Source organism: Bradyrhizobium sp. BRP19, from assembly GCF_020194195.1.
In the GTDB taxonomy this organism is placed as follows: domain Bacteria; phylum Pseudomonadota; class Alphaproteobacteria; order Rhizobiales; family Xanthobacteraceae; genus Bradyrhizobium; species Bradyrhizobium yuanmingense.
On the sequence record NZ_JADYVZ010000006.1, the window covers coordinates 164,384 to 176,889 of the forward strand.

A 12,506-nucleotide genomic window follows, 5' to 3' on the forward strand; every position below is an offset into this window, starting at 1 on the left:
ACCGCGAACAGCCTATTCCCGTGAGTTTTGGAGATTTCCCATGCGGCCAAGCCGCCGTGCGCCCGACGAATTGCGCCCCGTGACGCTGGAGCGCGGCGTGGTCAAATATGCGGAAGGCTCGTGCCTCGTTAAATTCGGCGACACCCATGTGCTGGTCACCGCCACACTGGAGGATCGCCTGCCGCCGTGGCTGAAGGGGCAGGGCCGCGGCTGGGTCACCGCCGAATACGGCATGCTGCCGCGCGCGACCTCCGAACGCACCCGCCGCGAGGCCTCCGCCGGCAAGCAGAGCGGCCGCACCGTCGAGATCCAGCGCCTGATCGGCCGCTCGCTTCGCACCATCGTCGATCTCGAAGCTCTTGGCGAGCGCCAGATCACGGTCGATTGCGACGTGCTCCAGGCCGACGGCGGCACGCGCACGGCCTCGATCACTGGCGCCTGGGTCGCGCTTGCCGATTGCCTCAACTGGATGAAGGCGCGCAACATGGTGAAGGCCAACGTGATGCGCGACAACGTCGCCGCGATCTCCTGCGGCATCTACAACGGCACGCCGGTGCTCGATCTCGACTATGCCGAGGATTCGGAAGCCGAGACCGACGCCAATTTCGTCATGACCGGCGATGGCCGCATCATCGAGGTGCAGGGCACCGCGGAACGCGAGCCGTTCACGCAGGACGAGTTCCTGAAGCTGATCGCCCTGGCGCAGAAGGGCATTGCGCGCCTGGTGGACTTGCAGAAACTGGCCGTGGCGTAGTCAATAGGCCCATGCACCGCCGAATCACCGACAAGCTCGTCATCGCCACCCACAATCCCGGCAAGCTCGCCGAGATGAGGGAGCTGCTCGCGCCGTACGGGATCGAGGCGGTGTCGGCGGGCGAGCTCGGCCTAGACGAGCCCGAGGAAACCGGCAACGATTTCCGCAGCAACGCCGCGATCAAGGCGGTAGCCGCAGCGCAGGCGACCAAGCTGCCCTCCTTCGCCGACGATTCCGGCATCGTGGTCGATGCGCTCGATGGCGCGCCGGGAATCTACAGCGCGCGCTGGGCCGGCCCGACCAAGGATTTCAACGCGGCGATGGCGCAGATCGAGCGCCTGCTGCAGGAGCGCGGCGCCACCACGCCGGACAAGCGCAAGGCCCACTTCGTCTCCGCGCTTTGCGTGGCCTGGCCCGACGATCATCGCGAGGAGGTCGAGGCGCGCGTCGACGGCACGCTGATCTGGCCACCGCGCGGCACGGCCGGCTTCGGCTACGACCCGATGTTCCTGCCGGACGGGCACAGCCGCACCTTCGGCGAGATGACCAGCATCGAGAAGCACGGCCTGCCGCCGCTTGGCCTCGGCCTGTCGCACCGCGCCCGCGCTTTTCGGAAACTGGCGGAGATCTGCCTTGAGCCGCGCTAACAAGGATGCGTTTGGCGTCTATGTGCACTGGCCGTTCTGCCTGTCGAAGTGCCCCTATTGCGACTTCAACAGCCATGTCCGCCATGCCGCGATCGACGAGGCGAGGTTTGCGTCCGCCTTCGCGCGCGAGATCGCAACGACCGCCGAGCGCGCGCCCGGCCGCGAGGTCACCTCGATCTTCCTCGGCGGCGGCACGCCGTCACTGATGCAGCCCGCCACCGTCGGCGCGGTGTTAGACGCGATCGGCAAGCACTGGACCGTCGCAGGCGACGTCGAGGTAACGCTGGAAGCCAACCCGACCAGCGTCGAAGCCACGCGCTTTGCCGGTTATCGCATCGCCGGCGTCAACCGCGTCTCGCTCGGCGTGCAGGCGCTCGACGACGCCTCGCTCAAAGCGCTCGGCCGCATGCACAGCGCGCGCGAAGCGCTCGATGCCGTCGCCATCGCGCGCCGCGCGTTCGACCGCTATTCGTTCGACCTGATCTACGCCCGCCCCGACCAGACGCCGGCGATGTGGGCGGGCGAGCTGCGGCACGCCATCGATGAAGCGGCCGAGCACCTGTCGCTCTATCAATTGACGATCGAGGAAGGCACGCCCTTCTTCGGCCTGCACCAGGCCGGCAAGCTGAAGACGCCGGACGAAGCGGTCGCCCGCGCGCTCTACGACGTCACGCAGGAGACCTGCGACAAGCTCGGGCTACCCGCTTACGAGATCTCCAATCACGCGCGGCGCGGCGCCGAGTGCCGGCACAATCTGGTGTACTGGCGCGGCGAGGAATATGCCGGCATCGGCCCCGGCGCACATGGCCGTCTCGACATCGACGGGATCAGGCACGCCACCGCCACCGAAAAGCGTCCCGAGGCCTGGCTGATGCGGGTCGAGACCAACGGCGACGGCGTCGTCAGCGACGAGCTCCTCAACAGCGAGGAGCGCGCCGACGAATTCCTGCTGATGGGATTGCGGCTCGCCGAAGGCATCGATCCCGAGCGCTACAAGGCCCTCGCCGGCCGCCCTCTCGACCCCCGCCGCATCGCGCTCTTGCGCGAGGAAGGCGCGATCACGGTCGATGCGACGGGACGGTTGCGCGTGACCAGCAGCGGTTTTCCGGTGCTGGATGCCGTGGTCGCGGATCTCGCGGCTTAGCGGATCTCGTAGCCCGGATGGAGCGTAGCGCAATCCGGGACGGTCTCACCGCGTGGACAGAACCCGGATTACGCTGCGCTCCATCCGGGCTACGAAACCATTACGCCCCAAAGCTCTTCGGCGAGCCCGCCACCGCAACGCCGCCGCCTTGCGTCACCTTCATCACGGCAAGTCCGCGTTCATTCGTGCCATCAGCACGGAAGCGGAACAGGCCGTCGATGCCGGCGAAGCCTGAGGGGTTGGTGAGCACGTCGGAGGAGAAGCGCTGGCCGCCTTGCGTGCGCGCCAGCGCGGCAACGAGCGCGACCGCGTCATAGGAAAGGGTCGCGGTGCGGATCGGCTCGGCGCCGTATTTCGTGCGGTAGCGGCCGGAGAAGGCGCGGAAGCCGGCCGGATCGGGCGCGGCGTAAAGGCCGCCCTGCAGCGCGGCGCTGGCATAGACGCGCGGATTGTCCCACAGGCCGGTGCCGAGCAGCTGGATGTTGCGCAGGTTCGCGCCCGCGGCCGTCATCGCATCCGCCACTGACACGACGGCATCGCCGTCATCGGCAATGAACAGCGCGTCGGCACTGCCGAGCTGCTGCGCCACGGTGCGCGCGGGCATGGCGCGATCGGCACCGTATTTCTCGAACGCAACGATGCGCCCGCCGCGCCGCGGCACCGCCGCCTTCACCGCGGCCTCGACGACATTGCCATAGGCGTTGTCGGGCACCAGCACGGCGAAGGAGCGCTTTCCGATGCCGGCGGAATATTCGACGATGCGGTTGACGTCGGACTCCGGCAGGAACGAGAGCAGATAGACGCCGCGTCCGGCGATGCTGGAATCGGTCGAGAAGGCGATGACGGAAATGCCGCGCGTGCGCGCGACCTGCGCCACCGCCGGCACCGATTGCGCGAACAGCGGCCCGAGGATGATCTCGGCACCCTCGTCGACCGCCTGCTGCGCGCCGGCCTGCGCGCCTTGCGGGCTGCCATTGTCGTCCTTGATCAGGAGCTGGATGTTCGGGTTCTGGAACTCGGCCAGCGCCATCTCGGCGGCGTTGCGCATCGATTGCGCGGCGAGCCCGGCATTGCCGGCCGCGGAGAGCGGCAGGATCAGGCCGACCTTCACGCCGCCGGTGCCGGCGGTCGTCGCCTGCTGCTGCGGTCCTGCCGGCTGGGCCGGCGGCGCGGAGCTCGAGAACGGGTTGGAGAACTGGCTGAGGCTTTGCTGCACGCCGGCGCAGGCCGACAGCACGGGCGCGCCGAGCAACAGGCCGAGCGCAGTCCGCCGGGTCGCCCCTGGCGATCGGGATCCCGGAAGGTGAGACTTTGGATGACGCGGGCCGACCATGGCAGCTTCTCTTCCGACCCGCCGTCGCCGGCTGATCACGACATTGCTTTCCGCGACGGGGGGCCGCGGATTCAGGCAGTGTGTCGGCAAATAGTTAACCAAAACAAAAGGATAACAACCGCTTAACGCGGCCGCAATCCCGTCCCGGCAGCTCTTCGCCGTCACTCATTCACTCATCAAGGCGGCGTTTCCGTCGCGAATATGGCGCGAGGGCCCCTCCTGCCTCCCGGCGCGATCTCGACCGATCACATTCCCGTCCGTTCCTCGCCCCTCACCCGGATACGATCTTTGGGCACGATCTTTTTCGGCGAGCCGGTTCCCAGCCTTAGCGATCGTGCCTAAGTTGGCTCCATTATGCGCGCAAAGCCGGCCCCGATAAATACGCCTGAAGCTCAAGACGCCGCCTCGCACGGTTTCTCCATCGATGCCCATCGGCTCGCGGCGCCGAAGGCCGCGCCGGGCCTCCATCTGGTCGCGACCCCGATCGGCAATCTCGGCGACATCACCCTGCGGGCGCTGCAGACGCTCGCCGGCGTCGACGTCATCGCCTGTGAGGACACCCGCATCACACGCCGCCTGACCGAGCGCTATGCGATCAAGGCCCAGCTCAAGCCATATCACGAGCACAATGCGGAGGCCGCGCGTCCCAAAATCCTGGAAGCCCTGGGACAGGGCGGCTCGGTCGCGCTGGTGTCGGACGCCGGCACGCCGCTGATCTCCGATCCCGGCTTCAAGCTGGTGCGCGAGGTCTGCGCCGCCGGCCATGCGGTGTATGCGCTGCCCGGCCCGTCCTCGGTGCTGGCCGCGCTGTCGGTCGCCGCGCTGCCGACCGACCGCTTCTTCTTCGAAGGCTTCTTGCCGGCGAAATCAGCCGCGCGGCGCAGCCGTCTCACCGAGCTCGCCCGCATTGACGCGACGCTGGTGATGTTCGAGTCAGGCAACCGCGTGCAGGATACGCTGGCCGATCTCGCCGAGATCATGGGGCCGCGCGAGGCCGCGATCTGCCGCGAGCTGACCAAGCTGCATGAGGAGATTTCGCGCGCAACGCTGAGCGAGCTGGCGCGCGAGGCTGCAACGCTGGAGACACGCGGCGAATTCGTGTTGGTGATCGCTCCGCCCGCGGCCGACGCCGAGGTTCTGACATCGGACGCGCTCGATAGTCTGTTGCGCGAGCAGCTTGCCGCGCACAGCGTCAAGGATGCCGTGGCGCACGCGGTCGCGTTGTCGGGCCGGCCGCGCCGCGAGGTCTATGCCCGCGCGCTCGAGCTCGCAAAGGATTCGCGGGGCAGCGATGGCGAAGACTGAGATTCCTGCGGAACCGAAGGTCGCGTCGCCCGAGCGCGTCGCAGCGTTCCAGACCGGTATTTCCGCTGAGAGCCGTGCCGCCGCCTACCTCATGGCCAAGGGCTACCGCATTCTCGCCAAACGTTACCGCACGCCGCATGGCGAGATCGACATCGTGGCGCGGCGCCGCAACCTGATCGCCTTCGTCGAGGTCAAGGCCCGCGCCACGCTGGACGAGGCCGCTTTCGCCGTGACGCCGCGCCAGCAGCAGCGCATCATCGACGCCGCCCAAGGCTGGCTCGCAGCGCATCCCGAGCATGCCGAATTCGAATTGCGATTCGACGCCATGCTGATTGCGCCGCGCTCGCTTCCGCGCCATCTGTTGGCGGCATTCGACGCCTCGACCTGAAAGGCAGCCCATGAAACTGAACGTCGCCGTCCAGATGGACCCCATCGCCCGCATCAACATCAAGGGCGATTCCACCTTCGCGCTGCTCCTGGAGGCGCAGAAGCGCGGCCATGGCCTGTCTTATTACACGCCCGACAAGCTCTCGATGGTCGGCGAGGAGCTGGTCGCGCCGGTTCAGCTCCTGACCGTGCGCGACGAGCCCGGCGACCATTTCACCCTCGGCGAGCCCAGGCGCGAGGCGCTGAACGGGTTCGACGTGGTGCTGCTGCGCCAGGATCCGCCGTTCGACCTCGCCTACATCACCTCGACGCATTTCCTGGAGCGCATCCATCCGAAGACGCTGGTCGTCAACGATCCCGCCTCGGTGCGCAACGCGCCGGAAAAGCTGTTCGTGATGAATTTTCCGCAACTGATGCCGCCGACGCTGATCTCGCGCGACCTGGATGAGATCAACGCGTTCCGCGACAAGTACGGCGCGGTCGTCATGAAGCCGCTGCACGGCCATGGCGGCGCGGCGGTATTCCGCGTGATGCCGCAGGACATGAATTTCGGCTCGCTGTTCGACATGTTCTCGGTGACGTTCAGGGAGCCCTGGGTGATCCAGCAATTCATCCCCGAGGTGAAGCACGGCGACAAGCGCATCATCTTGGTCGACGGCGAGTTCGCCGGCGCGGTGAACCGCGTGCCGGCCGCCGACGACCTCCGCTCCAACATGGTGCGCGGCGGCGCGGCGCAGGAGACCGAGCTCACCCCGCGTGAGCGCGAGATCTGCGCCACGGTCGGCCCGGCGCTGCGCGAGCGCGGCCTGTTGTTCGTCGGCATCGACGTCATCAACGGCAATCTCACCGAGATCAACGTGACCTCACCCACCGGCATCCGCGCCATCGCGCGGCTCGGCGGGCCTGATGTGGCCGCGAAGATCTGGGACGTGATCGAAGCGAAGCGGAAGAAGTAGAGCTCTGCGCGTAGCCCGGATGGAGCGTTAGCGAAGTCCGGGATGCTAACGACGTATTCACCATGACGCCGCGCGCGCCGTGCGAACGTACGTGCCCGCGTAGGTGAAACTACGGGGCTGTTGGCCGACCCAATAACGCCGCGTTCACCATCTGCCGAAAACCAGCATCGCGGCCGGCGATCACGTTCGGCCTCGCAACACCCCTTATACTTTTGCTGCCTACTCATCGATGCGGGGGAACACGCCAGGTGCGGTTCGAGTGCCCCGCGTAAGAGTAGAAGCGTATGAACACCGCACGCATTGTCGTTCTCGTCATCGCTCTCGGCGCCGGCGGCGTCGCTGCATATCTGGCGAGCGGCTATCAGAATCCGCCCGCGGCCGTCCTGCCCGTCGCCGAGAAGCTGCCGACGGTCGAGGTCCTTATCGCCAAGAACGACATCCAGCTCGGCCAGGCCGTCAAGCCCGAAGACCTGCAATGGCAGGCCTGGCCCGCGGCAACCGCCAGCAGCGCCTTCATCCGCCGCGACAGCAGGCCCGAGGCACCGACCCAGATCGCGGGCTCGATCGCGCGCGTGCCGTTGATGCAGGGCGAGCCGATCCGCGAGCAGAAGCTGGTCAAGGCCGAAGGCTCCGGCTTCATGGCCGCGATCCTGCCGTCCGGGATGCGTGCCGTCTCCACCGAGATTTCAGCCGAAACCGGCGCCGGCGGCTTCATCCTGCCGAATGACCGCGTCGACATCGTCCTGACCCGCCGGCTGAAGAATCCGGACGGCGGCAACACCAACGGCCCGACCGGCGGCAACGACCTCATCCTGTCCGAGGTCATTCTCACCAACATCCGTGTGCTCGCGATCGACCAGGCCCCGAAGGAAAAGGAGGGCCAGAACGCGGTGGTCGGCAAGACCGTCACGCTCGAGCTGCGGCCCGACCAGATCGCTACGCTTTCGGCCGCACGGCAGGGCGGCACTCTGACACTCGCGCTGCGCAGCATCGTCGATGCCAACGCAGTCGACGGCACGCCCGAGGACCAGGCGATCAAGCGCCCAGGCGGCGTGAACGTAATCCGTTACGGCGTCCAGGCACGGCAACTGACGTCACAGAAGTGATGGGGACAGCATGAACTACGGGGGTGATCGGACGGGCTTGCGCATTCGGGGGAAGCGCGTGCGCTCGGTCCTGGCGGGGACGATGTTGGTGCTGGGGCTGCTCGCGGCTTCCGGCGTCCTCAGTGCTGCGGAGGCGCCGGTCGGCGACCAGGCGCCGATGCAGGCGTCGGATCTCGGCTTATCGTCGGTTGGGACTATCGCACCGGCGCGGTCGCGCTTTCTGTCGCTCGGCATCGGCAAGTCCGTCGTCATCGACCTGCCGCGCGAGGTCAAGGACGTGCTGGTGGCCGATCCCAAGATCGCCAATGCGGTGATCCGCTCGGCCCAGCGCGCCTATATCATCGGCGGCCAGGTCGGCCAGACCAACGTCGTGTTCTTCGCGGCCGATGGCCAGCAGGTCGCCTCCTATGACATCGCGGTGAAGCGCGACCTCAACGGCATGCGTTCGGCACTGCGCCAGTCGCTGCCGGGCGTGCAGATCGAGGGCGTCGGCGACAGCGTGATGCTGACCGGCTCGGTGTCGAGCCCGGTCGAGGCCCAGCAGGCCGGCGACGTTGCCGCAAAGCTGGTCGGCGGCGCGGACAAGGTCGTCAACAACATCGTCGTGCGCGGCCGCGACCAGGTCATGCTCAAGGTCGTGGTCGGCGAAGTCCGCCGCGACATCGTCAAGCAGCTCGGCGTCGATCTCAGCGCCAGCCTGAATGCCGGCACGGCGGTGGTGAATTTCAACAATTCCAATCCGTTCTCGGTCTCTGGCGGACCGATCGTCAGCAGCAATGGGCTCGGCGTCACCGGCCTCGCCAAGGGCGTCGCCACCGTCAACGCCACGATGCGGGCAATGGAAAGCGCCGGCGTCATGCGGACCCTGGCCGAACCGAGCCTCACCGCGATCTCGGGCGAATCCGCCACTTTCATCGCCGGCGGCGAATTCCCGATTCCCGGGGGCTACGCCTGCGATCCCGTCACTCACGTCTGTACCACCCAGGTCACCTACAAGAAGTTCGGCATCTCGCTGAACTTCACCCCGGTCGTGCTCAGCGAAGGCCGCATCAGCCTGCGCGTGATGACCGAGGTCTCGGAGCTGTCGAACACCAACTCGATCACGTTAACGCAGGCCGTGACCGGGTCCTCGACCAACTCGATCACCATTCCATCGATCCAGACCCGCCGCGCCGAAACGACGCTGGAAATTCCCTCGGGCGGCTCGATGGCGATGGCCGGCCTGATCCAGCAGCAGACCAAGCAGGCGATCAACGGACTGCCTGGTGTCGACCAGGTGCCGATCATCGGCGCGCTGTTCCGCAGCCAGGACTTCGTCAACAACGAGACCGAGCTGATGGTGATCGTGACGCCTTACGTGGTGCGCGCGGTTGCCCAGAAGGAATTGTCGCGGCCCGACGACGGCTTCGCGCCGGCCTCGGACGCACAGAGGGCGCTGCTCGGCAGGGTCAACCGCCTCTATGGCATCGCGAGCCGTGTCGATCCGGTGGCCGGCACGCCGGGCGATTTCGGCTTCATCATCGACTGAGACGAACGGTTTGGGGACCGGGCAAGGCAGGGGCAGGAGGGATCAGGGGATGACGACAACATCAGCCGATCGACGGCGCAATTTGCGGCTCGCGCTGGCACTGACGAGCCTCTCCGTCATGCTCGGCGCCTGCAACACCACCGAGATCGTCACCCAGACGGTGCCGACCGATTATCGCCAGCGCCATCCGATTGCGGTGCAGGAAGGCAAGAAGTCGATCGTGATCTTCGTCGGCAAGAGCAGAGGCGGCCTCTCGGCTGCGCAGCATTCGGACGTCGCGGGCATCGCGCGGGACTGGATGCGCGAAGGCACCGGCTCGGTCGTCGTCGATGTGCCGGTCGACACCGCCAATTCGCGCGCGGCCGCCGCAACCTATCAGGAGATCCGCTCGGTGCTCACGTCCGGCGGCGTGCCGTCGCGCGCCATCGCCCAGCGGCCCTATCGCCCTGAGGATCCGGGGCTGCTGCCCACCATCCGCCTGAGCTATTCCAAGATCACCGCCGTCGCCGGCCCCTGCGGGCTGTGGCCCGAAGATGTCGGCCCCAACATCCTCAACCCCGGCTACACCGAGAACCGCCCCTATTTCAATCTGGGCTGCGCCAGCCAGCGCAATCTCGCCGCGATGATCGACAACCCGGCTGACCTCGAGCAACCGCGCGCCGAGACGCCCGCCTATACCGCACGGCGCGACATCGCGTTCGATCGCTATCGCAAGGGCACGACGACGACGACCACCTATCCCGAATCCGACAAGGCCAAACTCAGCGATACCGCCAAATGACAGGCATCCACGACGAAGACGCGGACGATCCGCAGCACCCCGAGGAACACATCGCGCCGGTTCCTCGCATTTCGGTGCAAGCCTTCTGCGAGACCGAGCAGACGCTCAAGGCGGTGACGGCGGCTGGCCAGGATCGCCGGCTCGCCAAGGCCCATCTCAGCGCCAAGGACGGCGGCCTCGCCGCGGCGATCGAAGCCTATGAATCGATGCCGACGCCGAACGTGATCGTCATCGAGTCCGACGGCACGCGCGACATCCTCGAAGGACTGGACGACCTCGCCGGCGTCTGCGATCCCGGCACACGCGTGGTCGTGATCGGCAGCCCCAGCGACACCGCGCCCTATCGCGAGCTGGTGCGCCGCGGCGTCAACGACTACGTGGTCGGCCCGGTCGAAACCATCGACGTGGTCCGCTCGATCTGCAGCCTGTTCTCGGCCTCGGAAGCCATCATCACCGGCCGCGTCATCGCCGTGGTCGGCGCCAAAGGCGGCGTCGGCGCGTCCACCGTCGCGCATAATCTGGCCTGGACCATCGCCCGCGATCTCTCGCTCGATTCCGTCGTGATCGATCTCGACCTCGCCTTCGGCACCGCGGGCCTCGACTACAACCAGGATCCGGTGCAGGGCATCGCCAACGCGGTGCTGTCGCAGGACCGGCCGGACACGGCGCTGATGGAGCGCCTGCTCGCCAAATGCACCGATCGCCTCAGCCTCCTGGCAGCGCCCGCCACGCTCGACCGCGTCTACGATTTCGGTGCTGAAGCCTTCGATGCCGTGTTCGACACGCTGCGCATGACGACGCCCTGCATCGTGCTCGACGTGCCCCATCAATGGTCCGGCTGGACCCGGCGCGCGCTGGTGAACGCCGACGACATCGTGATCGTGGCCGAGCCCGATCTCGCCAATCTACGCAACACCAAGAACATGCTGAGCGTGCTGAAGGCGGCGCGACCGAACGACCGGCCGCCGCTGTACTGCCTCAACCAGGTCGGCATGCACAAGCGTGCGGAGATCGAGGTCAAGGCCTTCGCCAAGACCATGGAGAGCCAGCCGATCGCGGTGATCCCGTTCGATTCGAAACTGTTCTCGACCGCGGCCAATAACGGCCAGATGATCGCGGAGGTCTCCAGGACCCACCGCACCACCGTTCTGTTCCAGAATATGGCGAACCGCCTCGCCGGCCGCGGCGAGGTGAAGAAGCCGAAGCGCTCGCTGCTCGAGCCGCTTTTGAAGAAGCTGAAGGGCAAGTCGGGGCGCAGCTCGGCCCCGCATCGCAAGGCGTCGTAGGCGCGGCTTATTTGAGCATGATCTCCGCGCAAACGCCTTCCGCGTTTGTCGCGAGGGAAAACCGCTTCACACTTTGCGCTGACGCGGCCCTTCGGGTCCGGATCATGCTCTAGGGCGGACTACCTGTCCGCCCGCTGCTGCTTTTTCGCCAGCAGCTGCTTCAGCGCCGCGACCTTGGCCGCGGCCTGGTCCGGCGGCAGATCTGCCTTGACGAGGATTTCGGCCTCGGCCTCGCGACCCTGCAATCCCAGCACGAGCGCCAGATTGGCGCGGACCCGCGCATCGTTCTGATTGCGCTGATGGGCGCGGCCGAGCACCTGTTCGGCCTTCGATAGATTATTTTGCAGCATGTAGGACAGGCCGAGATTGGACAGCACGGTCGGCTCGTTCGGCACGATCTTCAACGCCGCGGCGTAATATTGCTGGGCTTCCTCGTTGCGGCCGAGCTGGTCGAGCACAGCGCCCTGCGCCGACAGGATGCGCCAATCGGGATCCTCGGGCGAATGCGCCCGGCCGAGGACGTCGAAGGCCTGCTGGAAATTGCCGTTGTCGGCGAGCGCGCGGCCGTAGCCGGCGAGCAGCGCCTTGTTGCCGGGACGGGCGAGCACGGCCTGCTCCAGCACTGCGACCGCCTGCGCGCGCTGGCCGCTGCCACGCAGCGCCTTGCCGTATTCGAGAGCAATGGCGGGATCGCTCGGCTTGGCGCGATAACGCTCGCGAAGTGCGTCCATCTCCGGCGTGGGGTCGGCCTTGCTGTCGGACTTGCCGTCAAGCTTGGCGGCGGACTCCCGCTTGCCGCCGAGCGCACCGGTGACGTCGTCGATGCCGGCCGTCTGACAGCCGCCGAGGGCGAGGATCAGGACGGCGGAACACAGATATCCCGCCGGGGATAAGGCGAGGAACGAACGCTTGGGCATACTCTGATCACTCGGCAACTGATCAGAGATGCTTACCCATTAACGCTAAAGTCCCGTTAAGGAGGCGCGCCTGTTGAGGTTCAGTCGACGAACTCGGCGCCGAATTCGCAGCCGATGCGCCAGCGCAGGCGGCATTGGCGGGAATAATCAGGCGCGAAGATGATGGTGAATTGCGGCGGCACTTCCAGAAATTCCGCCACCACTTTCACGCCGCCATCCGAAATGTCCGTGATCGTGCAATCCCGCGGCAGCGAGCCCGCGCCAAAATGGATCTTGGCGAGGCGGCTGCACACCCGACGTTCGCTTCTCCGGCGATTTGCAAGCATTTGAACTGTTCACCCGTTAGACCACGGCCCATCCCG

13 protein-coding genes are annotated in these 12,506 nt (G+C 66.8%); 10 read left to right on the forward strand and 3 right to left on the reverse strand.

Annotated elements, in window-relative coordinates; translation table 11 throughout:
- Positions 1-40: 40 nt before the first annotated feature.
- From rph to hemW, 3 genes are read left to right on the forward strand one after another with little or no spacing between them, the layout of a single operon-like run.
- On the forward strand, positions 41-754 hold the full coding sequence (gene rph / locus I6F36_RS20710; RefSeq protein WP_036024340.1) for a ribonuclease PH: 714 nt from the start codon (positions 41-43) through the stop codon (positions 752-754).
- Between the two features lie 11 nt (positions 755-765).
- Positions 766-1,401: an RdgB/HAM1 family non-canonical purine NTP pyrophosphatase gene (gene rdgB / locus I6F36_RS20715; RefSeq protein WP_225127987.1), complete on the forward strand. Its 636-nt coding sequence runs from the start codon at positions 766-768 to the stop codon at positions 1,399-1,401.
- The gene (gene hemW, locus I6F36_RS20720) at positions 1,388-2,545 is read left to right on the forward strand and encodes a radical SAM family heme chaperone HemW (RefSeq protein WP_157285181.1); all 1,158 of its coding nucleotides are present in this window, start codon (positions 1,388-1,390) and stop codon (positions 2,543-2,545) included. Before rdgB ends, hemW begins: the two co-directional genes overlap by 14 nt.
- 100 nt (positions 2,546-2,645) lie before the next feature.
- Here hemW and I6F36_RS20725 read toward each other — a convergent pair whose 3' ends face one another.
- Positions 2,646-3,878: a penicillin-binding protein activator gene (locus I6F36_RS20725; protein WP_225172042.1), complete on the reverse strand. Its 1,233-nt coding sequence runs from the start codon at positions 3,876-3,878 to the stop codon at positions 2,646-2,648.
- Positions 3,879-4,232: 354 nt separating this feature from the next.
- On the opposite strand from I6F36_RS20725, the gene rsmI reads away from it, so the two are divergent.
- The 7 genes from rsmI (at position 4,233) to I6F36_RS20760 (ending at position 11,227) form a co-directional block, all read left to right on the forward strand.
- Positions 4,233-5,183, forward strand: a complete 951-nt coding sequence (gene rsmI / locus I6F36_RS20730; RefSeq protein ID WP_225172043.1) for a 16S rRNA (cytidine(1402)-2'-O)-methyltransferase — start codon at positions 4,233-4,235, stop codon at positions 5,181-5,183.
- Positions 5,170-5,571, forward strand: a complete 402-nt coding sequence (locus I6F36_RS20735) for a YraN family protein (protein ID WP_036045010.1) — start codon at positions 5,170-5,172, stop codon at positions 5,569-5,571. The genes rsmI and I6F36_RS20735 overlap by 14 nt, the downstream gene beginning before the upstream one ends.
- A 10-nt stretch (positions 5,572-5,581) precedes the next feature.
- Positions 5,582-6,526, forward strand: coding sequence for a glutathione synthase (gene gshB, locus I6F36_RS20740; protein ID WP_036024326.1), 945 nt, complete (start codon positions 5,582-5,584; stop codon positions 6,524-6,526).
- 284 nt (positions 6,527-6,810) lie between these two features.
- A complete protein-coding gene (gene cpaB, locus I6F36_RS20745; protein WP_036024324.1) occupies positions 6,811-7,632 on the forward strand; it encodes a Flp pilus assembly protein CpaB in 822 nt (273 codons plus the stop codon).
- Between the two features lie 10 nt (positions 7,633-7,642).
- Positions 7,643-9,160: a type II and III secretion system protein family protein gene (locus I6F36_RS20750; protein WP_225113139.1), complete on the forward strand. Its 1,518-nt coding sequence runs from the start codon at positions 7,643-7,645 to the stop codon at positions 9,158-9,160.
- 49 nt (positions 9,161-9,209) lie between these two features.
- The gene (locus I6F36_RS20755; RefSeq protein ID WP_109141930.1) at positions 9,210-9,941 is read left to right on the forward strand and encodes a CpaD family pilus assembly protein; all 732 of its coding nucleotides are present in this window, start codon (positions 9,210-9,212) and stop codon (positions 9,939-9,941) included.
- Complete coding sequence (locus I6F36_RS20760; protein ID WP_036003204.1) at positions 9,938-11,227, forward strand: AAA family ATPase; 1,290 nt, start codon at positions 9,938-9,940, stop codon at positions 11,225-11,227. The genes I6F36_RS20755 and I6F36_RS20760 overlap by 4 nt, the downstream gene beginning before the upstream one ends.
- 119 nt (positions 11,228-11,346) lie before the next feature.
- Here I6F36_RS20760 and I6F36_RS20765 read toward each other — a convergent pair whose 3' ends face one another.
- Both I6F36_RS20765 and I6F36_RS20770 read right to left on the reverse strand, forming a co-directional pair.
- Complete coding sequence (locus I6F36_RS20765; RefSeq protein WP_128265741.1) at positions 11,347-12,144, reverse strand: tetratricopeptide repeat protein; 798 nt, start codon at positions 12,142-12,144, stop codon at positions 11,347-11,349.
- Between the two features lie 80 nt (positions 12,145-12,224).
- On the reverse strand, positions 12,225-12,470 hold the full coding sequence (locus I6F36_RS20770; protein ID WP_018644993.1) for a PilZ domain-containing protein: 246 nt from the start codon (positions 12,468-12,470) through the stop codon (positions 12,225-12,227).
- Between the last annotated feature and the right edge of the window lie 36 nt (positions 12,471-12,506).